The sequence below is a fragment of the Rahnella sp. ChDrAdgB13 genome (genome assembly GCF_017655185.1).
In the GTDB taxonomy this organism is placed as follows: domain Bacteria; phylum Pseudomonadota; class Gammaproteobacteria; order Enterobacterales; family Enterobacteriaceae; genus Rahnella; species Rahnella contaminans.
The window spans coordinates 23,270-48,067 of sequence record NZ_JAEMGT010000004.1 but is presented as its reverse complement, the minus strand read 5'-3'; the positions used below and the strand labels follow the sequence as shown (position 1 = coordinate 48,067).

Sequence of the window (24,798 nt, the reverse complement as noted above, 5' to 3'; positions counted from 1 at the left end):
GTAAAAATAACTAAAAACATTTACCAATTGTTCAGAGGATCACAAAAATTAAAAAATACGCAGAAGGATCATGCAGTTAATTTTCACTGCGACTGATGATCCTTTTTAAGGCCGGGGACTCTAGCGACGGGTGGTGTCGCGCAGCTGGAGAGAGCTGGGCACAAACACGGCAAGCGGGACGTTGCGTTCATCACGCAGACGTTCGGTCAGCAGGTTAACGGCCTGCGCGCCCATAGTTTCGGAATGAATACGAACCGTTGATAAAGAAGGAAAAACAAAACGCGCGGTCGGGATGTCGTTGACGCTGATCAGCGCGATTTGCTGCGGGATTTTCACGCCGTGTTCCAGCAGCGCGCGGGTAACGCCCAACGCTATGGTGTCTGTGGCGATCAGCAGCGCCGGAGGAAACGGCGTATTCTCCTGCAACATTTTCTTCGCGCACTGGTAGCCGGACTGGCTGGTGAAATCGCCGTAGTAAATATCCTGCGGCTGCACGACGTTTTTCAGGCGGCCATATTCTACAAAAGCCTGTTCCCGCTGGTCGGCAAATTCCGGGAGATCGCGCCCGCCGATAAAACCGATCCGTGAATAGCCCTGGTCAATAAAGAAGTCGATCACTTTCTGGCTGATCTTAAAGAGATCGACGTTCACGCAGTCAAACTGTGCGTCTTCCATCACGCCATCAATGAAAACCACCGGGCTGGATTGCTGACTGAGCTGGGTGTGCAGCGCCGTTTGCGGCTGGCCGATAACCAGAAAACCGTCGGCGGCAGGCAGTGGTTTATCGCCGGTGAAGTCATAGCCGGAAATCAGGGTGATGCCGAGTTTTTCGCACTGTGTTTCAATGCCATAGCGCATGGAAAGGTAGTAAGGATCGTCGATTTCCAGCCCCTGCCGGTAGGTGAAAAGCGCGGCGAAGGTCATCCGGTGCGTGGCGTTACGTTTGGACGGCGACAGTTTATATTCCAGGCGTTCTGCCGCTTCTAAAATCTTCTGCCGGGTTTGCGCTTTCACGCTCAGGCTCGGGTCGTCATTTAGCACACGTGAAACCGTCGCAACGGATACGTTCGCGGCCTCAGCGATTTCCTTCAAAGTAGCCATCAGCGTCTCATAATCAGGTAAACCAAAGCCGTAGCTTAATGTGATCAGCGGCTTATGTACACCAGCCCCGGATGCGTAAGCCCCCAAAATCTCAATGTGACAGGGTTAACGCTTTACCGATATTTAAGTATAATTTAGTAAAATATTTACTAGACTGCGTTTTTACTTTTTAGCTCAGTTCCTCTGAATTCTAAATACTCACCTTAAGTGAAGCGCATACCATGAAGAAAATATCATTCCACAAAATGTTCATGATTTTATTATTCGCCTCGCCAATGAGTTCATGGGCGCAGGAATCTGTCGTGCCCGCTGAACATAATGTTTTATCGCCACCGGAAATAACGCCACAAAGCGCCAATAACACTGCCTACCGATTTTATGGCGAAATGGGCGGCGGTGGCAGCGTATATTTGAACGGTAAAGACCAGCATAAATACAGCGACGGCACCTATATCGAAGGCGGTCTGGAAATAAAACACGGCAACTGGTTCGGGCTTATTTATGGCGAAGGCTGGACGGTGCAGGCCGATCATCACGGAAACGCCTGGGTGCCGGACCAAAGCTGGGGCGGATTTGAAGGCGGTCTGAACCGTTTTTATGGCGGTTACCGCACGGATAACGGCACCGAAATGATCCTCAGTATGCGCAACGATTCTTCGCTGGACGACCTGCAATGGTGGGGCGATTTCACGCCGGAATACGGTTACGTGATCCCCAATACGCGCGATTTGACGCAGGCGGCAAAAATCCAGAATCTCACCGGAAAATTCCGCTACAGCGTGACTGCCGCCCCGGAAAGCCGCGTTAATGAAAGTACCGCGTTGCTGCATTTCGGAAAATATGACCGCTATTCAGATAAATACACATACCGCGCGATGGTCAATGGCTATACGCAATATGACCTGACGGAAGGGCTGACGCTGCTCAACGGCCTCGAACTTACCGACGGCACCGGGCAATTATTCCTCGCCGGATTGCAGGGCAAAAACCTGGCCGGGCGCGTCTGGCATCACACCGGAAAAGGCGACGGCAATCATCCGGGGAGCGAATCGGGCGCGATGGTCAGCGCCATGGTTGAAGCGGTATCCGGCCTCTATTTCTCCACCGCCTACAGTTACGCCGAACACCATTTAGATAACGCATCGGACACCACGACATCCTATGCACAAGCCGGTATCTGGTACGAATATTACGGTGGCCGGTTCGCCACGGCGCTGGACAGTAAATTCTATATGAGCAACGACAATACCGGTGCCAGCAATTCCATATTTCTGATGCAATATTTCTATTGGGGAAAATCATAATGAAAACCGTCAGCAAGCTTAAACCTGTTGCTTTATTTATTGCCGCAACATTATTTATTTCCGGCAACGTTTTGGCCGAAAACGCGAATACCCTGCGCGCCGGTGAATATAAAAATGTGATTAACCGCACCGGTGCGCCGCAATATATGCTCGATTATGATTTCGACGAGCATCAGCGTTTTAATCCTTTATTTGATGACGGTGCGTGGCACGGGCATTTATTACCGGCCAGCGCGGAAGCGGCTGGCGGATTCCCCGGTCCGGCGCTGCTGACGGAAGAGTACATCAACTTTATGGCGGATAATTTTGACCGCCTGACACTCTTAAAAGACGGCAAAAAAGTCGCGCTGAGCATGACCGCTTACAGCATTCCCGGCGCATTAATTCAGACGCTGACCGCGCCCGGAATCCATGTCGTTCTGACGCTGCGGTTTGTCACTAACCGCACCTCGCTGCTGGAAACCAAAATCACCACCGAAACGCCGCTGGAGCTGGTCTGGGATGGCGAGCTGCTGGAAAAACTTCATGCTCAGGAAGGAAAACCGCAGTCGGATAAAACCATCGAACAGGAGTACCCGGGGTATACCCGAAAAATCATCCCGACCGCCGATGGCCTGAAAGTGACGTTCGGCAAGGTGCGTGCGGCTTCCAGCCTGATGACGTCCGGTGAGTCGGAATATCAGATCCATAAATCGCTGCCGGCGCAGACTATCGCGCAAGGCCATCAGTTTACCGCGAAGGCCAAAATCGCCGGTTCCACCACGATTTACACCACCTATTCGCATTTGCTGACTGCCGCCGAAGTACAGCGGGAACAGCCGAAAATCGCCGACATTCTGGCACATCCGCAAACCTATCTTGCTGCCTCGGAGAAGCGCTGGGAAGGTTATCTCAATAAAGGGCTGACCAATCCTCACGCGACGGCGGCGCAGGAGCGCGTGGCGGTGAAAGCGATCGAAACCCTGAACGGCAACTGGCGCGGTGCGGCGGGTGCGATGAAATTTGATTCCGTGACGCCTTCGGTCACGGGGCGCTGGTTCTCCGGTAATCAGACCTGGCCGTGGGATACCTGGAAACAGGCGTATGCGATGGCGCATTTCAATCCTGAGGTGGCGAAAAACAATATTCGTGCGGTGTTTGCCTTTCAGATCCAGCCCGGCGACCCGGTTCGTCCGTGGGATGCCGGTTTTGTGCCTGACCTGATTGCCTACAACCCGGGCCCCGAACGTGGCGGCGACGGTACCAACTGGAATGAGCGCAACACCAAGCCGAGTCTGGCGGCATGGTCGGTGATGGAGGTCTATAAAACGACCGGCGATAAACAGTGGCTGGCAGAAATGTACCCGAAACTGGTCGCTTATCACGACTGGTGGCTGCGCAACCGCGATCACAACCACAACGGCGTGCCGGAATACGGCGCAACGCGCGATAAAGCGCACAATACCGCTGACGGGAAAATGCTGTTTACCGTCAGGGAAGGGCAGAAAGAGCAGACCGAATCCGGCCTGGAAAACTACGACCGCGTGGTGAAATCCGGCACATACGACAGTATCGAAATCCCCGCGCAGGTTGCCGCTTCCTGGGAGTCAGGCCGTGACGATGCGGCGGCTTTCGGTTTTATCGATGCGGATCAGCTGGCGAAATACATTAAAAATGGCGGTAAAAAGCAGGACTGGCAGGTCAAATTCGCCGAAAATCGTTCTGATGACGGAACGTTGCTGGGATATTCCCTGCTGCAAGAGTCGGTCGATGAAGCCAGCTACATGTTCAGCGACAACAAGTACCTGGCTGAAATGGCTGACATCCTGGGTAAGAAAACCGACGCTCAAGACTTCCGCACAAAAGCCAGCAAACTGGCGGATTACATAAATACCTGCATGTTCGATGACCGCAGCGGCTTCTTTTACGACATCCGGATTGAAGACAAGCCGCTGTCCAACGGCTGTGCCGGCAAACCCATCGCCGAACGCGGTAAAGGGCCTGAAGGCTGGTCACCGTTGTTTAACGGCGCGGCGACGCAGGCACACGCCGACGCCGTGGTGAAAGTGATGAAAGATGTGCGCGAATTTAACACCTATGTGCCGCTCGGCACCGCCGCACTGACTAATCCTGCGTTCGGCGCTGATATTTACTGGCGCGGCCGCGTCTGGGTTGACCAGCTGTATTTCGGTCTGAAAGGCATGGAGCAATACGGCTATCGCAATGACGCCATTACCATGGCGCAGGCCTTTTTCGATCACGCCGACGGGCTGATGACTGACGGCCCGATCCGCGAAAACTACAATCCGCTTAACGGCCAGCAGCAGGGTGCACCCAACTTCTCATGGAGCGCAGCGCATCTTTATATGCTGTACAACGATTTTTTCGGGCAGAGGAAATGAGTGAGTAAGGGCTGAATTTCAGGCACAAAAAAACCGCCCTCAGGGGCGGTTTTCTTAGTTCAGCTTTTACGCCCCAATCCCCAGCACACCAGCCCTGCCACCAGCAGCGACGGAATAGTCGCCCCCACGTCAGGCAGCAGATTGGCCATCAGATGATAGACCGCGATACCCGTAAACCAGGCCGCGACAGAACGCAGGTTCAGGTTTTCTTTGGTCTGACGGCGCAGAACAAAATGATGTGTCAGCACCACGCCGAACAACGGCGCAAAGACCGAACCGATCAGCAGCAGGAAGTTTTCGTATTGCGTCAGCGGCACCGACCAGGCAATCAGCGTACACAACAGGCCGATGCCAAGCGTCAGCTTACCGATTCCGACGGGTACGGAAGTACCCGCAGAAACCGCCGCCGAGTGAATATCGGCAAAGGCATTTTCATGCTCATCCACCAGAATGAGCAGCAGGGGAATACCCAGCGCAACGCCAGAAAGTGCCAGCAGCAGCGCATTGGCATCGGTCGATGTGCTGACAAACGCCAGCGTATACGCGACGCCGAGCGACATCATCCAGACGCTGCCGAGAAAATATCCACAGGCGGTTCCCCAGAAATTCTGTCGTGCAGATTTCCCGAAACGGGTGTAATCCGACACCAGCGGCAGCCATGAAAACGCCATCGACACCACGATATCGCATGCCAGCGCGAACGGCATTGAACCATCCCCTGCCTTATGCCACAACAATGATAAATCCGCATGCAGGAACAGATAACCGGTCAGCCACGCGCAGCTCGCCAGTAACAACCAGATACCCCAGCGGCGCAGCACCACGCGGATAAATGCAAGAGGCCCGCTTGCCGCCAGCAGCGTGGCGATTGCGCCAAAGATAAATGTCCAGAGTGTCGGATTGGCCCACAAACCGCCATCGCCCCACGCCCGTTTTGCCAGAAGAGTGGCCGCATCGCGCATGACGACGATTTCGAACGCGCCCCAGCCGATCAGCTGGATCAGATTGAACAGCACCGGCAACGCAACGCCGCGTTTGCCAAGGCTCAGTTTCAGCGACGCCATAGATGACATGCCCGTCTGACCGCCAGTCACCCCGACCAGCGCCAGCAGCGCGACGCCAACGGCAGAACCCAGCACAATCGCTGCCAGCGATCCTGCCAGCCCGAGGCCGGGTGCCAGAATCGCACCGGCCTGCAATACCATCAGACCCATACCAAGCGAGAACCACAGTGAGAATAAATCGGACCAGCCCAGAACCCGTGACTTTTCCGGCACAGACGCCTGAGGAGAGTAAATACTATTATCTTTCATGAGGTTAATTTAGTGGCTAATGCGAATGCCTGTTATAGCATATTGCGGTGAAATCCTGATGACGCACGGGCGAGAAGCGCACTTTTCGGTTTCCATAATGCGTATTTCAATCCCTGTCACTTGGAATACTCTCACGTCGAATGAATCACAATCACGCCTAATTTCTCCAGCAAATGACTTTGCTGCCAGTCATCGATTTTCACGCCGTCGACGTCAACTTTACGGAGGTTTAATTCGCCCAGATCAGAGTTTGTCAGGTCGCAGTGGGTGATGTTCACATTATTCCAGTCGAACTCGGTGAATTCGCCGCCGGAAAGGTCGGAGCCGCTGAAGTTTGCGCCCTGCACATTTGCGCCGGTCCAGCGGTTTTCCCACAGCTCGCATTTCTCCAGAATGACTTTGCTGAAGTTGGCGTAGCTGAAGTTATTTTTGGTCATGAACGCGCTGCAAAACCAGGTGCGTGAGGTGATCATATTCATAAAGCTGGCACCGCTGAAATCTGCGCCTGTGGCTTTGCTTTCGCGGATCTCCAGGCCGAGTGCCTGAATATTTTTGAAATCAGCCATTGTCAGATCGCAGTGTTTAAAACTGGCGTCCTGTAATTTTGCGTGCTGGAACGAACAGCCGGTTTGTTCGTCGTCATCGTAAAACAGACAGTCAGTAAAAGCGGTTTCTGATAAATCGCAGCTGTCGAAAAGGCAGCAGTAAAAGCGGCAGTTTTCCAGCGCTTCGCCGGTGAATTGTTTCACACCAAAACGCTGGCCGGTGAAAGTCTGGTCTTTAATCATGATGTTTTCCTGCCTTTTTACGTGCTGCGAAGGGCAATATCCTGACAGAAAAATTCCCCTGAAAATATTGAAACCCCTTGTCATCACACGATTTCCTTACGCACTTCTTTTGCCGGATCGGCGACCGGGGTCTATTCTCAATGGCTTAACGGAGCAATTTCTCTTAATCAGATAAGGAAGACTGAAATGCGTTTGTCCTACCTCTTTTTGGCAACCAGTCTGGCCATGAGCCAGTTTGCAGGCGCTGCGCAGAGCGTGCAGCCCGCCACGCAGGAGCCCGTCATGAATCATGCCATCAGTAAAGATAATCCATTTCTGAAACCCAGCCCGCTGGAATATCAGGCACCACAATTTAATCTCTATAAAGACAGCGATTATGAGCCGGCCATCCTCGAAGGAATCCGCCAGAAACTGGCTGAAGTCGATAAAATTGCCAACGACTCTTCACCGCCGACATTCGAAAATACCTATGTTGCGCTGGAAAAATCCGGCGGCACGTTGCAGCGTGTTCAGAGCGTTTTCGGCGCGATGACTGGCGCGAATACCAACGATACGCTGCAAAAAATTGATGAAGATACGTCGCCAAAACTGGCGGCAATGGACGACAGCATTCACCTCAACAGCAAATTGTTTGCCCGCCTGAAAACGGTGTATGACCAGCGCAATACGCTGAAACTGGATGCGGAATCGCAGCGTCTGATTGACGTCACGTATAAAGATTTCGAGCTGGCAGGTGCGAATCTTTCGGATGCCGGTAAAGACAAACTCAAAGCGCTGAACCAGCAGGCGGCGACGCTCAGTACGCAATTTACCAATAAATTACTGGCGGCGACCAAAGCGGGCGGACTGACGGTGAAAGACAAAGCGCAGCTTTCCGGGCTGAGCGAGGCCGAGCTTTCTGCGGCGGCGCAGGCGGCCAAAGACCGCAAGCTGGATAATGCGTGGTTGCTGGTGTTGCAAAACACCACGCAACAGCCTTTGTTGCAGTCGCTGGAAAACCGCGATACCCGCAAGGCGCTCTATGAAGCTTCCATTAATCGCGCCGAAAAGGGCGATGCCAACGACACCCGCGAACTGATAGCGAAGCTGGCAAAAGTGCGAGCGGAGCAGGCTCAGGTGCTGGGCTACCCGAGTTATGCAGCGTGGAAGCTGGAAGACCAGATGGCGAAAACGCCGCAAGCTGCGCTGGATTTTATGCACAAAATTGTGCCAGCCGCGACCGCCCGCGCTGAGCGTGAGGCGAAAGATATTCAGTCAGAAATCGATAAACAGAAGGGCGGATTCAGCGTTGCGGCCTGGGACTGGCAGCATTACGCCCAGCAGGTACGCAAAGAGAAATACGATCTTGATGACGCGCAGATCAAACCGTATTTCGAGCTAAATAATGTGCTGGAAAACGGCGTGTTTTATGCCGCGAATCTGCTGTACGGCATCACGTTTAAAGAGCGCAAAGACCTGCCGGTCTGGAACCCCGATGTGCGCGTTTTTGAAGTCTTCGATAAAGACGGTAAATCGATGGCGCTGTTTTACGCCGATTATTATCAGCGTGATAACAAAGGAGGCGGCGCGTGGATGAGTAATTTCGTCGATCAGTCCAAACTGCTCGGCACCAAACCGGTGATTTATAACGTCGCTAACTTCCAGAAACCGGCGGCGGGGCAACCGGCGTTGTTGTCGTGGGATGACGTGATCACGATGTTCCACGAGTTCGGTCATACGCTGCACGGGCTGTTTGCCGACCAGCAATATCCGAGCCTTTCAGGCACCGCAACGCCGCGCGATTTCGTCGAATTCCCGTCCCAGTTTAACGAGCACTGGGCGAGTGACCCGAAAGTGTTTACTCACTTCGCGAAGCATTATCAGACCGGCGAAGTCATGCCGCAGGCTTTGCAGGACAAAATCGAGAAAGCCAGCAAGTTTAATAAAGGTTATGACATGACCGAGCTGCTGGCCGCTGCACTTCTGGACATGCACTGGCACAGCCTGAGCGCTACGGAACCGCAGCAGGATGTGGATAAGTTCGAAGCCGAATCGCTGGCGAAAGACAAAGTGAATCTGGCGTATGTGCCGCCGCGCTACCGTTCCAGCTATTTCCAGCACATCTGGGGGAATGGTTATGCCGCCGGATATTATGCCTACCTGTGGACAGAAATGCTGGCCGATGATGCCTTTGCGGGCATTACGGAGCAGGGCGGGCTGACGCGTGAAAATGGTCAAAAATTCCGCGACCAGATCCTCTCGCGCGGTAACAGCGAAGACCTCGAAAAGCTCTATGAAACCTGGCGTGGCAAAGCACCGTCGATTGAGCCGATGCTGAAAAACCGCGGGCTGGAAGAGTAAGTTTCGGGATCCTTAAAGCCCTGACCGTGTAAACGTTCAGGGCTTTTTTATGCTATCCGCGACGCCAGCCGGTGGCCCATCCAAAAGAACACCAGCCCGCCCGCCGAAGCGGCAATCAGCGCAATAAACATCACCGGCGGCGCGGCGTAACTGAGCAGGAATCCGCACATCACTGGGTTGATGGCGCCGCCAAGATTGCTCAGGTTTTGCATGCCGTAGTAGCTGCCTTTCATGTTTTCCGGCGCGATATAGTCGATAAACATGTATTCGACCGGAATAACGATCAGCTCGCCAAAGCTGAAAATCGCCATCGCGATGATCCAGAACAGCACGGATTGCCCGGCCGTCATGAAGCCAATCAGGCCGATGATGAAGAAAATAGTGCCGAGCAGCAGCCATTTCAGCAGGCTTTTTTGTTTCATCCGGCTGCTTAAAACGTACTGGAAGGCGATCACGATGACGGCGTTGGTGATCATCACGGCGCCGATAATTTTGTAGGCAAACGCCGGATTGGAAACCAGAATCAGATACTGCGACAGATAACCGGCGAACTGCCCGAACACTATCGACCCCAGCGTGCTGCCCAGCGTGAAGTAAATCAGGCGACGGTCGTGGGCGAGAATGCTCAGTGTCTGGCGCAGATTGGGTTTGGGCAGCGGTTTTTGTTCAGGCGTGGTCTGCGGTGGTTTGTGCGGAATATTGCGCAGTCCCCAGGTCAGGGAAATCACGGTGCCCAGCGCCAGCATGCCGGAAATCACGAACGGCAGCATCGGGCTGAAACCCGCCAGCCAGACACCCAGCGAAGATCCCACCGCCCAGCCGACGTTCACCAGCGTGTAGTTCATCGAAAAGGCTTTAACCCGTTTTTCCACCGGCAACCAGCTGGCGATACAGGCTTTGAGCGTAATACTGAGCAGGGCGTAAGAGGCATTGAGCAACGCCAGAACCAGCAGAACGCCGGTCACATTGGGCAGAAACGGCAGCAGCAGAAAGCTCAAACCAAACAGGCTGACGGAAACGGTGATGAGCGTCCGGTGATTGAATTTATCCACCAGATAGCCGCCATAGAGACTGCTGAGAATACCGATCGCCAGACTGGCCCCGAGAATAATCCCGACGCTCTTCGGCAACAGATGATAGTGCTCAGTCAGATAAATAGTGATAAAAGGCAGCGTGACGCCGCGTCCGATAGTGAGTACTAACGAACTGGCAAGCAGAGCGAGGATCAGCGGCGGCATTCCCTTCATGTTTAACGGCATTCCCTGAGTAACGGCAACATTTTCGCTACATGATAGTCGAGTCTGCACAATATTTTTCAGTACAAAAAGAAGGGATTAAAGAGAGTTGCGCGGGAGTCACCCGCGCGGTCAGAATTTCGCTCAGCGCTTCTGCGGCCCCAGCCCGTTAAAGAGCAGCAGGGAGACGTGCTGGCGCAGCATGTCGGGAGAAATCAGCGAGCCGCCTTCTTTTCTCATTTTCATGGAAGCCATCGGGAACAGCGTCAGGCCGAACAATGAAATAAACAGCAGCGCCGGATTCAGGTCGGGGTTCAGACGTCCTTCTGCCTGCCAGCGTGTTATCGATTCATGAACGACTTTGCGGTTTTTGTCGCCATTACGTTCTTCCATACGCTTTTTCAGCATGCCACTTTCGCTGATCACTTCACGTACCCACAGTGGCGCCACCCACGGGTATTTTTCCGCGGCATCAATCATGCATTGCGCCATGTGCGTAATCGCCATCAGCGGATCGTCGGCGTGGGTTTCAAAAATATCGGTAAACCCGGCGCGCACCGGCTGAAAACGTTCGTCGATCATGACGTCCAGCAGCTGCTCGCGGGTATTAAAATAGTAATGCAGCATGGCGGTAGTCACGCCTGCTTCTTTGGCAATCTGGCTCAGCGGCGTTTCGGCGATACCGTATTGGGCAAACAGTTTCAGAGCGGCATCCAGCAGCAATTCCCGCTTGTCCGCACCTTTTTTGGCGCTGCGCGGGCGGCCCGGACGGCGTGCTGGCGTTTGATCCTTTTGTGCGGTTCCTGTCGTTTCTGAGATTTTTCTGTCTGTCATAAGCGGTTTGATCCATTGACCGGATAGGGTGGATGCTTCAATATTAATTATACAGTTAATTAATTACAAGTCAGGAAGCTATTCATGACCACTATACATTCAGCGCAGAGTGATGTCGCAGAACAGAAGCCGTCGATAAAGCTGCTGTTCTCCGCACTGATGCTGGTAATGCTGCTGGCCGCGCTCGACCAGACGATTGTCTCCACCGCGCTGCCGACGATTGTGAGCGAGCTGGGCGGGTTGGATCAGCTTTCGTGGGTGGTGACGTCTTACCTGCTGGCGTCAACCATTGTCGTACCGCTGTACGGTAAATTCGGCGATCTGCTTGGCCGCAAAATCGTCCTGCAAACCGCGATTATTGTGTTCCTGCTCGGGTCGGTTTTGTGCGGACTGGCGCAGAACATGACGCAGCTGATCCTGATGCGCGCGCTGCAGGGACTGGGCGGCGGCGGGCTGATGGTGGTCAGTATGGCCGCGGTCGGCGATGTGATCCCGCCTTCAGAACGCGGGAAATATCAGGGCCTTTTCGGCGGCGTATTCGGGCTGGCGACAGTCATCGGACCGCTGATCGGTGGTTTTCTGGTGGAGCATATTTCGTGGCGCTGGATTTTCTACATCAACCTGCCGCTGGGTATTTTCGCGCTGCTGGTCATCGGCGTGGCGCTGAAATCGCAGACCGCGCGTATTCGCCATGAAATTGACTTCCTCGGCGCGGGTTATCTGGCGGCGGCGCTGACCTGCATTATTTTGTTCACCAGCGAAGGTGGCACGGTCTATCAGTGGTCGGATCCGCAGCTGTGGTGCATTCTGGCGTTCGGACTCGTTACGCTCGGTGGATTCATCTATGAAGAAACGCTGGCCGCAGAACCGATTATTCCGCTCGGGTTATTCCGCGACCGCACGTTCCTGCTGAGCTGCGCCATCAGCTTTATTATCGGGATGTCGCTGATGGGGTCGATGACCTTCCTGCCTCTGTATTTGCAGGTAGTAAAAGGCTCGTCACCGTCAGAAGCGGGCATGCAACTGTTGCCGCTGATGGGCGCGTTGCTGGTCAGTTCGATTGTCAGCGGACGACTGATCAGCCGCATCGGCCGTTATCGCATCTTCCCGATTATCGGTACCCTGCTGAGTTTCGCCGGCATGTTGTTACTGGCCCGTCTTAAAGTCAGCACGCCGGTGCATATGTTGTATCTCTACATCGGCGTGCTCGGTTTTGGTCTTGGGATGGTGATGCAGGTGCTGGTGCTGGCGGTACAAAACTCGGTATCGATGAAGCAGATGGGCGTGGCGACGTCCGGCGTCACGCTGTTCCGTTCAATCGGCGGCTCCATCGGAGTGGCGATGTTTGGCGCGATTTTCACCCACGTCCTGCGTGACCAGCTGATAGCGCGGATCCCGGAAGGCACTGTCCTTCCGCGTTCGATGGGCGCACAGGCGGTGCAGGAACTCCCGGCTGCCATCCGCGATGATTATTTGCAGGCTTTCGGCTCGGCGCTGCACTCGGTGTACCTGATTGCCGCCTGCGTAATGGTGCTGACGTTCATTCTTTCTCTGCTGCAAAAAGATGCGGTGCTGAAGAAATAGGCCGCTACGTTATTGGTGAAATGCACTAAGCTTTCCCCTTTACGGCGTTGAAATGGCATGGGAAAGATCGACGTCGCCAGGGAAATTCCAGAGGGGGAATGCTATGCTTTTTCGCCGTTTCGAGCGAATGATCGACATTTTTCGGGAGGCACCGGGGGCTGAGCCGCCGGGTAAAGTCTGGCCTTTTTATCTTTATTATCTGCGTCAGGTCTGGCCGAGTTTTGCGGTATTGCTGGTCGTCGGGCTGGTGGCGTCACTGATTGAAGTGTCGCTGTTCAGCTATCTCAGCCAGATTATTGATCTCACCAAAGACACACCGCCGGGCAGTTTTTTCTCTGACCATATGGGCGAACTGCTGTGGATGGCAGCGGTGGCGATGATCATGCGGCCGGTGTTTTTCGGGCTGAATGATTTGCTGGTTCATCAGACGCTGACGCCCGGCATGACCAGCATGATCCGCTGGCAGAATCACAAATACGTCCTCAGACAGAGCCTCAACTTTTTCCAGAGCGATTTTGCCGGGCGTATTGCCCAGCGCATCATGCAGACCGGCAGTTCGCTGCGCGATTCTGCGGTACAAATGGTTGATGCCATCTGGCACGTGGTGATTTACGCTGCCAGCGCATTGTTTCTGTTTGCGCAAGCCGACTGGCGTCTGATGATCCCGCTGATTATCTGGATTTTCTGTTACGCAATCTGCCTGTGGTATTTCGTTCCGCGCGTGAAGCAGCGTTCGGTTGAATCGTCCGAAGCCCGTTCGAAACTGATGGGCTGCATTGTGGACGGCTATACCAATATTTCGACGCTCAAACTGTTCGCGCATACCGATCTGGAGCAGCAGTACGCACGCGAAGCCATCACGGAACAAACCATTAAAACCCAGCTGGCTGGTCGCCTGTTAACCGGCATGGCATTTGCGATTACCACGCTTAACGGTCTGCTGATTGTTTCCAGCACCGGGCTGGCGCTGTGGCTGTGGACACAATCGCTGATCACCGTCGGGGCTATTGCCCTGGCGACGGGGCTGGTGATTCGTATCGTGAATATGTCCGGCTGGATTATGTGGGTGGTGAACGGCATTTTCGAGAATATCGGTACGGTGCAGGATGGCCTGCACACCATCGCGCAGCCGCTGACCGTCACGGATAAGCCGCAGGCTCCGGCGCTGAAAGTTGATCGGGGTGCGATCCGTTTTGATCACGTGAACTTCAACTATGGAAAAGGCAGCCCGGTGATCCGGGATCTGGATCTGGCGATCCGCCCCGGTGAGAAGATCGGCCTGATCGGGCCTTCCGGCGCGGGGAAATCCACGCTGGTGAACCTCTTGCTCCGGCTTTACGACATCGATGGCGGGCGGATTTTAATTGATGAGCAGAATATTGCCGACGTCACGCAGGGCAGTCTGCGCGCGCAAATCGGTATGATCACGCAGGATACCTCGCTGCTGCACCGTTCGATTCGCGACAATCTGCTGTACGGCAGACCGGGCGCGACGGATGAAGAATTGCAGCTGGCGATACGTCAGGCGCGTGCCGATGAATTCATTCCGCAGCTTTATGATTCACTGGGGCGAACCGGGTTGGATGCGCACGTCGGGGAGCGCGGCGTGAAACTTTCCGGCGGGCAGCGTCAGCGTATCGCCATTGCCCGCGTGTTACTGAAAAATGCGCCGATCCTGATTATGGATGAAGCCACTTCTGCACTGGATTCAGAAGTGGAAGCGGCGATTCAGGAAAGCCTGGAAACGCTGATGGACGGTAAAACGGTGATTGCGATTGCGCACCGGTTATCGACCATTGCCAAAATGGATCGTCTGGTGGTGCTGGAAAAAGGGCAGATTGTTGAGACGGGAAGCCACGCCGAGCTGCTGGCGCACGGCGGTCTGTATGCCCGTTTGTGGCAGCATCAGACCGGTGGATTTGTCGGGATGGATTAATCTTTCTTTAAGACGGAGCGTGCCGGTAGGGCAGCACTTCACGGGCTTCATCGGCCCAGCGCTGCACGCCGGCACGCTCTTCCACCAGAAAATCTTCGACGGCGTCGCGCAGACCCGGATGCCGTAAATAGTGCCATGAGTCGGTGATCACCGGCTCAAACCCGCGCAGCAGTTTGTGTTCGCCCTGCGCGCCCGCATCGAACCGCGCCAGTCCGTGTGCAATCGCATATTCCATCCCCTGATAGAAACAGGTTTCGAAGTGCAGCCGGTCGAACTCCGCCAGACAGCCCCAGTAGCGGCCATAAAACGTATCGCCACTGATTAAGCTGAACGCCATCGCCACGTCGCGGCCATTTTGCTGCGCCATCACCACGCGGATCGCCTCCGGCATTCTTTCTGCCAGCAGGCTGAAAAAGGCGCGGGTCAGGTAGGGCGACTGGCCACGGATATGATAGGTATTGCTGTAGCAGGCGTAGACGAAATCCCACTGCGCTTCAGTAACCTGTGCGCCTTCCCTCCAGATAAATTCGATACCCTGTGATGCCACCTGTTCGCGTTCTTTGCGAAACTGTTTACGCTTGCGCGACGTGAGCGCATCGAGGTAATCCTGAAAATCGCGATAACCGCGGTTATGCCAGTGATATTGCAATCCCTGCCGGTGTTGCCAGACGGGTTCAGCCCCGATTAACCGGTTAGCGCGCACGTCAGTAAAATTGATGTGCGCGCCGGTCAGGCCGTTTTCTTGCAGATAATCCGGTAATGCCTGTAACAGGCTGACCGCAGCAGACTCATCGCCCAGCAGCCGTGCGCCGGTCACCGGGCTGAACGGCACGGCGCCCAGCCATTTGGGGTAATACGCAATGCCCGAGCGCTGGCAGGCATCCGCCCAGCCCTGATCAAACACGTATTCTCCGTAAGAATGGCGTTTTCGATAGCCGGGAATGGCCGCCAGAATTTTGCCGTTTTCCTCCCACAGAAGATGTTCCGCACGCCAGCCGGAATTTGGCCCCAGGCTGCCACTGTCTTCGAGCGTGGATAAAAACGCATGGCTGAGGAAGGGTTGTTGCGCTGGCACCAGAGCATCCCACTGCGCGGCAGGCAAATCGGCCAGACGGTTTAACGGCGTAAGGGGCATCAGTTTTCTCACTCTGGTGAAAAGGTGGTGTCGCGTTCAGATTATAATGAGTGTTGATTTAGCGGGCGCTGATTTAGTGCTCTGGAAAGGATTATTTCAAATAACGAACGGGGTGATGCTTTGATTTATCATCCGGAATATTACCCACAATATTCCGGATGATAATTAATTTTCCGGTATGCGAAAAATTAATTAACTGGCTCTGACTTCCGGATTATCTGACAGCGAAATAAAGCTGGCGCTCTTCGCATCAAAGGCTTCGATACAGCCTGATTCAATATCGTAAACCCAGCCGTGCAGGGTCACTTCGCCTTTCGCTAATGCCACCGCCACGCAAGGATGCGTGCGCAGGTTGCTCAGCTGTGCGACCACATTCTGATGCACCATGCCGTTGACGCGCGCTTCCGGTGTGGCGTGTTCAGTGGCTTCGTTGATGGCTTTTGCCGCATCGGAATAACGCAGCCAGTGAGCTACCGCTGGCATGTGATCCAGGCAGGTACAGTTAGCGATCGCGCCCATCGCGCCGCAGTTGGAATGCCCGCAGATCACGATATCTTTTACGCCCAGCGCCTTTACGGCGTACTCGACGGTGGCAGAAACGCCGCCCGGTTCCGGCCCGAATGGCGGCACAATGTTACCGGCATTACGGATAACAAACAGTTCGCCCGGTTCACGCTGCGTGACTAATTCCGGCACTAACCGGCTGTCAGAGCAGGATATAAACAGAGTCTTAGGATTTTGGTTTAATGCGAGTTCTTTGAATAACTTAGAGCGTTGCGGAAACGCTTCTTTCTGGAATCTGAGGAAGCCTTCAATTACGTCTTTCATAGGGGGAATTTCCTGTATTTCAATCGCAACGATACTGCCATGAAAAAAAATGCAGATCAATCAGACGGAAAATCACTACTCTTTATAAGGTAAATCAGTTTGCCTAAAATATTATAAATTTCAGCAATGAAGAATTTCATACGGCATTTTTTATTATCTTCTCTTTATCTCTGCGTGTTCCGCCCCCATTATTTCTCTGTCCCCTAAATCAAGGAGTCTGTATGACAATCGAATACGCTATCTTCGGTGGCGGCTGTTTCTGGTGTACGGAAGCGGTGTTCAAAGACGTCATCGGCGTGGAGTCGGTGGAAAGTGTTTACACGGGCGGCACGCGCCCGAACCCGACGTATGAGCAGGTCTGCACGGGCGTAACCGGTCACGCAGAAGCCATTCGGGTCGGTTTTGACCCGGCGAAACTCAGTTACGGCGATTTGCTGGATATTCACTTCGTCACGCATGATCCAACCCAGCTGAACCGTCAGGGAAATGATGTCGGCACGCAATATCGCTCGGTGATATTCCCCGCCGGTGAACAGCAAAAAAACGAAGCGGAAGCCGCAATTTTGCGCGCACAGCAGGACCATAATGATCCGGTTGTCACCAGCATCGAACCGCTGGGCGAAGTGTTTGTGGCGGAAGGTTATCACCAAAATTACTGGGAAGGTGCCGGGCAGCAGAACCGCTACTGCATGGCGGTGATCCCACCGAAACTGCAAAAGTTGCGTAAGAGCTTTGCGCAACGGACGAAATCGCTGAATCAGTAAATGGCAGAAGCCAGAACCTTCGTTCTGGCTTTTTTCTGCCTCAGAAACCGTAGCGGATGGCATCCTTACTTTTTTGCATCAGCGCATCGATTTTCTCCGAATATACCTCCAGCCCCTGACCGTCACCGGCTTCCGAACACTGGCGTCGCCGCACGTTATAAGCTTTCATCAATTGCGCCTGTGCAAATCCCGGCTTGCCATAACAGGCCATACTTTGTTCCCAGCAGGCAATGGCCGCGTCCAGATCCTGTTGTTCCTGAAACTGTTTTCCCAGTTCGTTCAGCGCTTTCGCCGAATCCTGAGGCGGCAGTTGCTGCGCTAAAATTTGTTCAATGCGTGTGTCCATAACCTTAACCTCCGGATCACTTAGTGGAAGAAGTTGAGAATGTGGCCGAATACCAGCCCGACGCTGATGACGTCCGAATCACTGAAGGTCACGTTCGAGAAACCGAACTTGCCGAGCAGCGGCAGTAAAAGAGCAGGCAGCAGGGTGATAAACAGGCCGTGGAAGATGCCGCCGATAATCGCGCCGCGCCGTCCGCCCACCGCATTACCGAAAATACCCGCCGTGCCGCCCGCGAAGAAGTTGGTCAGCATGCCCGGTAAAATCATCGCCAGCCCGAGACTCGGAAACAGGAACATGCCGATGACAGAACCGATGGTGGTGGAAATAAAACCGATGATGACGGCGTTCGGTGCGTAGGGGAAAAGCACCGGGCAATCGAGCGCCGGAATGGCGTTGGGCACGATGCGCAGGGCGATGCCGCGGAATGCTGGCACGATTTCCGCCAGCAGCAGGCGTACACCGGAGAGCAGCACGTAAACGCCGACCACAAACTGAATGGATTGCAGGAACGAGTAGACCAGATAGTTAACGTTGTTGGCGAAAGGCGCGACGACTTCCGGCCCGGCGGCGATGGCGGGGATCAGGTAAATCGGGATCATCACCACCATCATCGACAGATAGGTGTCTTGCAGGAAGGAGAGTGCCTGCGGCAATTCGAGATCTTCGGTGCTTTTGTTGACGTTACCGGTGATTTTCGCCACGCCAGCCTGCACGATGTAACCGATAGTACAGAAATGGCCGAGCGCAAAGTCATCAGAGCCGGTAATTTTGCGCACAATCGGTTGTGCCAGCACCGGCATACCGACCGCCATCACACCGGCAATCACGCCGCCGGTAATGATCAGCTCCGCACCGCGCAGGCCGCCCATATAGCCGATAACGGAACAGACGGTCGCCATCCACAATGACGCCTGACCGGTGAGGAAGATATATTTAAAGCGGGTCAGACGGGCAATCAGGATATTAACGATAAACGCCAGAACCATAATTAATGCGGTTTCCCGCCCGAGCGTTTGTTGTGCGATACCGGCGATTGAACCGACGTCGGTGACCACGCCGCGCATATGAAAACCTTTCTGGAATATTTCGCCCAGGAAGGTCAGCGCATTGACAATAATACTGGCGCCGGAAAGTAAAACCAGAAATCCGAGCAGCGTTTTTAATGTGCCGGTAATAACTTGCCCCGGACTTTTCTTTAATGCAATCAGGCCAATCATGGCAATCAGCGAAATTAATATTGATGCCTGGCCTAATACATCATTGACAATAAAGTGAAGGAAAGACATAAGTGTCCCCTGTAGAGTTCACGGTAATTGTTCTGTAGATTTATACGTTCTGTGAGTCAAAACGTTATTATTATCAGATTGCCAGGTGACCCATTTCCTGAAGGACAGGCGTCAGCTTGGTTTTTATTTCATTTTTATCCACCAGGCGTTTGAGGTAAATAATATTGGCGCTGATGGTGTAATGCTGGAACTGTGATCTGAAGTTTTCGCCGGTCATAATAATGTCGGCTCTGGATGAGGTAGCGCTGGAAATATCGCAGTGCGATAAATCCGCCTCCACGCCTAAATCTTTCAGCGCGGCTTCAATACTCATTTCACAGGCAAAACTGCTGCCTAAACCCGCACCGCATACCGCAAGAATAGATAACTTTTTCATCACGTTTCCTTAGGTTCTTTGTAGGTGTTCATTAAGGGTTATGTTCGTCTCTCTACACTTCACGTCTAAAACTGCCGGATAATGTCTAAAGCTTCCTGCTTGTTTTTACTCAGTTTTAATTTTTTAGCCGCTTCATCATCGCAGAAAAGATGAGAGAGGCTGGCGATCATTTCAATGTGCGAATGGCTGTCCACGGCGGCCAGCGCGAAAATAACATAAACCGGATCATTATCTTCGCTGCCAAATTCAACGCCTTCTGAAACAATCACCAGAGAGAGTGCCGTTCTTACCACACCTTCTTCCGGCCTGGCGTGAGGCATGGCAATACCTTCTCCCAGCACATAATAAGGACCGATTTCGCGGTGCATATCATATATCGCCTGAAGATAGCGACTTTCGGCGGCGCCGGAATCAATTAAAGGCTGCACAGCTAATGCCACGGCACTTTTCCAGTCATCAATTTTGGTAATAATGGTGGTGTTACTTTCATTAATCCAGTCGCTTAACATAATACCTCTTCATATGAATAGGGTCTTTTCTCAGTATGATATTTAATTAAAATAAAAACTGTGATCTATCCAGTCCTGTTAGTCATCAATGAAAGATATTAATTTCAGGCGACGTGAAGGAATCAATGATAGTAGTGTATTAACAAGGTCCTGATATCAGAATTAGCTTACTTTTCAGTAAATGAATATTTCCTCATGGACGTATTTATTGAATCTGTGTATTGAAGGAATTCATTATCCATTCGTGAATACCAACAATATTAACAGGCTTATTTTGTCCAATAACATTCTGGTCAACACAATAAACTGGCCCTAACGTCATTGGTCGTGCATTTCCGGCGAGAATTTTTAATTCGGGAATATATTCTGCCCCGACGTGTCCGGGTAAACGTTCCCCGAGTCGTGAAGCAAAACGTTCCGCAGCGAGTTCTGCATCAATCTGACACCAGATTTCGAGAACTTGCGTGACGCCCGCCCGTTGCAGATAATCCTGCAACACCTCTTTTGGCTGGAAACCAAACCACGCATCGGCAATAAAGGTGCTGCCCTGCGATGCGCCGCCGATGATATCCCAGATAACCTGATAACTTGCCAGCCCGAGCACGCGGTTAAAAGGGCGATCGACATTTTGCAGCCGCTGAAGAAACGGGTTTTTGATGCCATCAAGCGACAGTTGCAGCCAGCCGCTGTATTCAGAAAGCTCAACGGCGAGCCGGCTTTTACCTGACGCCGGGATCCCGTTTACCAGGATGACGCGTTTGCCGGTAAAGCCATTTCGTGAGGCGCTTCTGTTTTCAGACATGTTCCACCTGTTCAGTTTGGTTGCGGGTCGGGGCATGGAAATATTGCTGAATAACAGCCTGAAGTTCGTTCAGCCGCGGAACCGCCAGCGATTCGAGCCGGGATTTTGTCGCGCTGCGATCCAGCGAGATACAGTCTTTCCACAGAGAACGCCCGGCAATCACGCCTGATGCACCTTCGCTCATGGCATCCGCCACTTGTTTGAGGAAGGTGGAATGGTCTACGCCCGCGGAAAGTACCGCCCACGGCACGTCGCCGGCCAGTTTTGTGATGTTTGCGCAGGCCTGCTTTGAACCCGGATAAGGCAGTTTCAGCACCTTCGCGCCGCATTCCAGGCAAATCTTCGTGCCGCCATAAATCAGTGACGGGACTTTTTCTTTATATTCTTCCTCGGTTTCATTGTCGAGTTTATAGGTGAGGAACTCCACCACCAGCAGCAGGTCTTCGCGGGCGAAATCGTCAATGCACTGACGCAAAATATCGATGTTGTGACGGTTCGCCGCTTCCTGATCCGAACGCAGATACACCATGATTTTGCCGCCGGTCGCACCCAGTTCACGCACGCGCCGCGCATCAACGTTCGCCACCAGCCGTGACTGGCGGTAGCCTTCCGGTGAATTATCCCAGCCTGATGCATCAAGGCCAATCAGCAGGGCGGTGTCGCGGGCAATAATACCGTTGTCCACCAGCTGCGGCACGGCGCAGACCGGATCGACGAGAACACAGGACGCTTTACTGGCGAGATATTGGGTGATATCGGCTTTAATCAGCCCGAGCTCGTGTTCTGAAATGGCAGATTGTTGTTGCGGATCGCTGGCGAGCAGGCTGCGCATGGCACCGCGCTGGTCACAGGCGATCACCAGCATTGCGCCATTTTTGCCACAAATCTGCTGATAGCTGCGTAATTCTGAAGTAGACATTTTTGACATGGAACTCTCCTTTGCGTGAAATTTATTACAGATGAAAAAATCTCGATTACACTGGACGTTCTGTCTTTTCCCCCCGACGAAAAGGGGCGGAAAATCGCGTAACACGCCGTTTTACAAGGGTTGAAGCCCGATCCGGCACATTGCATTTTTACAGGTGTTGCGCAATAATCCCTCAATCGACGATTTGAGTGTAATTCATTACTGAAAGGAATTTCAAGCTGAAAGAGCCAATTTTGCAAGATATTGCAGCAACGCGTGCCATGATGCACCTGGTGGCCAAGCTGCATTACGAGTCTGATATGTCTCAGGTGGAGATTGCACGCAAGCTGGATGTGTCGACGGCAACCATCTCCCGGCTGCTGAATAAAGCCCGTGCGGCGGGGATTGTGCGCATTGAAGTGGTGGGATTATCTTCTCCTGAAGACATGACTTCAGACCTGATAAAACGTCTCGGACTGAAACACGCCTATGTTGTGGATGCGCCGCCGGGTAATGTGCTCGGCGCGCTGGCGACGCCGCTGGCTTCTCTTTTACAGGAAGCCGGTTTGGGTGCGGGATCGGTGTTGGGTATCGGCTGGGGCAGGGCGGTGCGCGAGGTGACGCTGGCCGGTATGCCGCGTCTGCCGGGCATTATGACCGTGGCGCTCAATGGCGGAATGCAGCAGTCTGCGCCGCATTTTCAGATCACCGAGTTCGTGCGTCGCGCGGCAGAACAGATGGAAGGCACGCCGTATTTTCTGCATGCGCCTTATATTTCTTCGGCAGAATTGCGTGATGCATTTCTCGCCGACCCGAGCGTGAAAGAAATTATTTCGCTGTGGGACCGCCTCGATGCAGCGATTGTCGGCGTGGGACTGACGCATACACCAAAACCGAGCGAATCCACCACCGCCACGCCGGGCGAACAGGCGCTCAGCGACGCGGCGGGCGATGTGCTGCGCCATTACTTCACTGAGTCCGGCGAGTTATTGCACTGGGAAGGCGAGGAGCGAATGATTGCGGCTTCGGTCGAACAACTGCGAAAAACGCCGCTGACCATTGGCGTGGCTGCCACGCCGGAAAAAGCCGCCGGGATTATCGGTGCAGTACGTTCGGGTATGATTAATTCGCTGGTCACCGACGTGAATACCGCGCAGGCTATTCTGGATAAACTGCCGGTGGCGTGACGGCCTGATTTTTAATAGAAGTTTTCAAAAAAGCGCAAAAGAAAAAGGCATTCCCTGGCGGGAATGCCTTTTTCTTTTGCGTCTTTCCTGTCAAAAAAATCTGAACAAGTTGCCAAATTCTTTCCGCTATCTGCTTTTCATCTCCTGCCTTATTGTTAATTCCAGCAGCACAACAGCAAAACGTTAAATACAAGCACGCACCCAACAATGCACTCTGCGAGGAAATGAAAATGTCTAAATTCGATCTGCTCGACCCACAGAACTCCACTCTGATTTTCATCGACCATCAGCCACAGATGTCATTCGACGTTGCAAATATCGATCGCCAGCAGCTTAAAAATAATACTGTCGCTCTCGCAAAAGCGGGCAAAGTTTTTAACGTGCCGGTGATTTACACCTCGGTCGAAACGGAAAGTTTCAGCGGTTATATCTGGCCGGAGTTACTGGCGGTACATCCTGATGTAAAACCGATAGAACGTACCTCGATGAACTCATGGGAAGATGCAGCCTTCGTGAAAGCAGTGGAAGCAACAGGACGCAAAAAACTGATTATCTCTGCACTGTGGACCGAAGTGTGTCTGACGTTCCCGGCGCTGATGGCGCTGAAAGAGGGCTATGAAGTGTATGTGGTGACCGACACCTCCGGCGGCACCAGCGTAGATGCGCACGAACGTTCTATCGACCGTATGGTGCAGGCTGGCGCCGTGCCGGTGACCTGGCAGCAAGTATTACTGGAATATCAGCGCGACTGGTCACGTAAAGAGACTTACGACGCGGTGATGGATCTGGTGCGTGAACATAGCGGTGCATACGGCATGGGCGTCGATTATGCCTACACCATGGTGCATAAAGCCCCACAGCGTAAGGCATGATAGCCGAAATTACAGCCCGGTTATTCCGGGCTATAAACGGTATTTATCCCCTCGAAATCCTGTAAATTCTCCCGCCACCACATTGCAGCGTTGCCGGTGGCGTTTTCGTTCCAGGCCATAAAAGCCTGATCGCGGCGCGTCTGTGTATCAAGACGGCGCTCCACCAGCGTTCCGCTTTCAAGGTGAGGTGCAGCCAGATAACGCGGCAGATAGCCGCAACCCAGCCCGGCAATTTGTGCATGAACTTTGGCGTTAAAGTCATGAACGCTGATCATCTTCTGCTCATCAAGTACGCGCAGATCAGCGCCTGTGCTGTGGCGGGACGTATCGTGAACCACTACCGCGCGGTACTGGCGGATTTGCTCGCGCACCAGCGGCTCCGGCATCGAGGCGAGCGGGTGATGCGGGGCAACGGCAAACACATATTCCAGCCAGCCGATAGGGCGATATTCAATGCCGCTGCGCGTGAGTGGCTCCTGAACTGCACCGAACAGGATATCGGCTTCGCCATAACTGAGCGCTTCCCAGCAACCGGCGAGCACGTCGTGGCGGAATAACAGCTGAGTATGCTGATGCTCAGCGTAAAACCGCTCGATCAGCGGCGTAAGCAGCGCGAAGGGCACGGAAGCATCAAGGCTGATAGTCAGTTTGCTCTCCCAGCCGCTTTCAACATATTGCGCCTGCTGTTCCAGCTCGCTGACGGCACGCAGCAGCACGCGGCCTTTATCCAGCATCAGACGACCGGTGGGGGTGAAGGTGGCGCGATGGCCTGAGCGATCCAGCAGTTTGATATTCAGATCGCTTTCCATTTTCTGCACGGTGTAACTCAGTGCGGAAGCCGTTTTAAACAGTCTGGCAGCCGCTGCGGCAAAGGTGCCGTGACGGTCTAACGCGTCAAGGATCAGCAGCGCTTCAAGGCTTAATCGCATTTATTTTCCCACCCAATAATGGTTGAACGCCGGACAATCAT

22 protein-coding genes are annotated in these 24,798 nt (G+C 53.5%); 8 read left to right on the top strand and 14 right to left on the bottom strand.

What is annotated here, in order from left to right:
- Nucleotides 1–120: 120 nt before the first annotated feature.
- Entirely contained in the window at nucleotides 121–1,101 is a 981-nt protein-coding gene (gene ebgR / locus J8X26_RS02500; RefSeq protein ID WP_208950070.1) for a transcriptional regulator EbgR, read from the bottom strand.
- Between the two features lie 221 nt (nucleotides 1,102–1,322).
- Between ebgR and ygjJ the strand changes: the two genes are divergently transcribed.
- Nucleotides 1,323–2,405 carry a protein YgjJ gene (gene ygjJ / locus J8X26_RS02495; protein WP_208950069.1) on the top strand — a complete coding sequence of 361 codons (1,083 nt, stop codon included), beginning with the start codon at nucleotides 1,323–1,325 and terminating at the stop codon, nucleotides 2,403–2,405.
- Complete coding sequence (gene ygjK / locus J8X26_RS02490; protein WP_208950068.1) at nucleotides 2,405–4,786, top strand: alpha-glucosidase; 2,382 nt, start codon at nucleotides 2,405–2,407, stop codon at nucleotides 4,784–4,786. The genes ygjJ and ygjK overlap by 1 nt, the downstream gene beginning before the upstream one ends.
- A 59-nt stretch (nucleotides 4,787–4,845) precedes the next feature.
- On the opposite strand, the gene cytX is transcribed toward ygjK, so the two are convergent.
- Complete coding sequence (cytX, locus tag J8X26_RS02485) at nucleotides 4,846–6,099, bottom strand: putative hydroxymethylpyrimidine transporter CytX (RefSeq protein ID WP_208950067.1); 1,254 nt, start codon at nucleotides 6,097–6,099, stop codon at nucleotides 4,846–4,848.
- A 131-nt stretch (nucleotides 6,100–6,230) separates the two neighbouring features.
- Nucleotides 6,231–6,887, bottom strand: a complete 657-nt coding sequence (locus tag J8X26_RS02480; RefSeq protein WP_208950066.1) for a Qnr family pentapeptide repeat protein — start codon at nucleotides 6,885–6,887, stop codon at nucleotides 6,231–6,233.
- A gap of 186 nt (nucleotides 6,888–7,073) precedes the next feature.
- Between J8X26_RS02480 and dcp the strand changes: the two genes are divergently transcribed.
- Nucleotides 7,074–9,227 carry a peptidyl-dipeptidase Dcp gene (gene dcp / locus J8X26_RS02475; protein WP_208950065.1) on the top strand — a complete coding sequence of 718 codons (2,154 nt, stop codon included), beginning with the start codon at nucleotides 7,074–7,076 and terminating at the stop codon, nucleotides 9,225–9,227.
- Nucleotides 9,228–9,274: 47 nt separating this feature from the next.
- On the opposite strand, the gene J8X26_RS02470 is transcribed toward dcp, so the two are convergent.
- Both J8X26_RS02470 and J8X26_RS02465 read right to left on the bottom strand, forming a co-directional pair.
- Nucleotides 9,275–10,474 carry an MFS transporter gene (locus J8X26_RS02470; protein ID WP_208950064.1) on the bottom strand — a complete coding sequence of 400 codons (1,200 nt, stop codon included), beginning with the start codon at nucleotides 10,472–10,474 and terminating at the stop codon, nucleotides 9,275–9,277.
- A gap of 132 nt (nucleotides 10,475–10,606) precedes the next feature.
- Nucleotides 10,607–11,296, bottom strand: a complete 690-nt coding sequence (locus J8X26_RS02465; RefSeq protein ID WP_152327609.1) for a TetR/AcrR family transcriptional regulator — start codon at nucleotides 11,294–11,296, stop codon at nucleotides 10,607–10,609.
- An 84-nt stretch (nucleotides 11,297–11,380) separates the two neighbouring features.
- Between J8X26_RS02465 and J8X26_RS02460 the strand changes: the two genes are divergently transcribed.
- Together J8X26_RS02460 and J8X26_RS02455 are read left to right on the top strand one after the other, a co-directional pair.
- A complete protein-coding gene (locus tag J8X26_RS02460) occupies nucleotides 11,381–12,880 on the top strand; it encodes an MDR family MFS transporter (protein WP_208950063.1) in 1,500 nt (499 codons plus the stop codon).
- A 103-nt stretch (nucleotides 12,881–12,983) separates the two neighbouring features.
- Nucleotides 12,984–14,816 (top strand): ABC transporter ATP-binding protein, encoded by a 1,833-nt coding sequence (locus tag J8X26_RS02455; RefSeq protein WP_208950062.1) that lies wholly within the window; start codon nucleotides 12,984–12,986, stop codon nucleotides 14,814–14,816.
- Between the two features lie 7 nt (nucleotides 14,817–14,823).
- Here J8X26_RS02455 and J8X26_RS02450 read toward each other — a convergent pair whose 3' ends face one another.
- Together J8X26_RS02450 and J8X26_RS02445 are read right to left on the bottom strand one after the other, a co-directional pair.
- Nucleotides 14,824–15,951: a GNAT family N-acetyltransferase gene (locus J8X26_RS02450; protein WP_208950061.1), complete on the bottom strand. Its 1,128-nt coding sequence runs from the start codon at nucleotides 15,949–15,951 to the stop codon at nucleotides 14,824–14,826.
- Between the two features lie 192 nt (nucleotides 15,952–16,143).
- Entirely contained in the window at nucleotides 16,144–16,779 is a 636-nt protein-coding gene (locus J8X26_RS02445) for a carbonic anhydrase (RefSeq protein ID WP_152327605.1), read from the bottom strand.
- A 221-nt stretch (nucleotides 16,780–17,000) separates the two neighbouring features.
- Between J8X26_RS02445 and msrA the strand changes: the two genes are divergently transcribed.
- On the top strand, nucleotides 17,001–17,543 hold the full coding sequence (msrA, locus tag J8X26_RS02440) for a peptide-methionine (S)-S-oxide reductase MsrA (RefSeq protein WP_152327604.1): 543 nt from the start codon (nucleotides 17,001–17,003) through the stop codon (nucleotides 17,541–17,543).
- Nucleotides 17,544–17,583: 40 nt separating this feature from the next.
- Here the strand turns inward: msrA and J8X26_RS02435 are convergent, their stop codons facing one another.
- The 6 genes from J8X26_RS02435 to J8X26_RS02410 all read right to left on the bottom strand — a co-directional run bounded on the left by J8X26_RS02435 (nucleotide 17,584) and on the right by J8X26_RS02410 (nucleotide 21,790).
- On the bottom strand, nucleotides 17,584–17,889 hold the full coding sequence (locus tag J8X26_RS02435; protein ID WP_152327603.1) for a hypothetical protein: 306 nt from the start codon (nucleotides 17,887–17,889) through the stop codon (nucleotides 17,584–17,586).
- A gap of 20 nt (nucleotides 17,890–17,909) precedes the next feature.
- Complete coding sequence (locus J8X26_RS02430; protein ID WP_152327602.1) at nucleotides 17,910–19,175, bottom strand: PTS sugar transporter subunit IIC; 1,266 nt, start codon at nucleotides 19,173–19,175, stop codon at nucleotides 17,910–17,912.
- Between the two features lie 73 nt (nucleotides 19,176–19,248).
- Nucleotides 19,249–19,551, bottom strand: a complete 303-nt coding sequence (locus J8X26_RS02425) for a PTS sugar transporter subunit IIB (protein WP_165060888.1) — start codon at nucleotides 19,549–19,551, stop codon at nucleotides 19,249–19,251.
- Nucleotides 19,552–19,616: 65 nt separating this feature from the next.
- Nucleotides 19,617–20,060, bottom strand: coding sequence for a PTS sugar transporter subunit IIA (locus tag J8X26_RS02420; protein WP_208950060.1), 444 nt, complete (start codon nucleotides 20,058–20,060; stop codon nucleotides 19,617–19,619).
- A 205-nt stretch (nucleotides 20,061–20,265) separates the two neighbouring features.
- A complete protein-coding gene (locus J8X26_RS02415) occupies nucleotides 20,266–20,862 on the bottom strand; it encodes an AAA family ATPase (RefSeq protein ID WP_208950059.1) in 597 nt (198 codons plus the stop codon).
- Complete coding sequence (locus J8X26_RS02410) at nucleotides 20,855–21,790, bottom strand: tagatose-bisphosphate aldolase (protein ID WP_165060896.1); 936 nt, start codon at nucleotides 21,788–21,790, stop codon at nucleotides 20,855–20,857. Before J8X26_RS02410 ends, J8X26_RS02415 begins: the two co-directional genes overlap by 8 nt.
- A 233-nt stretch (nucleotides 21,791–22,023) precedes the next feature.
- Between J8X26_RS02410 and J8X26_RS02405 the strand changes: the two genes are divergently transcribed.
- Nucleotides 22,024–22,956 (top strand): sugar-binding transcriptional regulator, encoded by a 933-nt coding sequence (locus J8X26_RS02405; RefSeq protein ID WP_165060899.1) that lies wholly within the window; start codon nucleotides 22,024–22,026, stop codon nucleotides 22,954–22,956.
- A gap of 230 nt (nucleotides 22,957–23,186) precedes the next feature.
- Nucleotides 23,187–23,828 (top strand): hydrolase, encoded by a 642-nt coding sequence (locus J8X26_RS02400; protein WP_208950058.1) that lies wholly within the window; start codon nucleotides 23,187–23,189, stop codon nucleotides 23,826–23,828.
- 20 nt (nucleotides 23,829–23,848) lie between these two features.
- On the opposite strand, the gene J8X26_RS02395 is transcribed toward J8X26_RS02400, so the two are convergent.
- A complete protein-coding gene (locus tag J8X26_RS02395; RefSeq protein WP_208950057.1) occupies nucleotides 23,849–24,757 on the bottom strand; it encodes a LysR family transcriptional regulator in 909 nt (302 codons plus the stop codon).
- Nucleotides 24,758–24,798 lie beyond the last annotated feature (41 nt).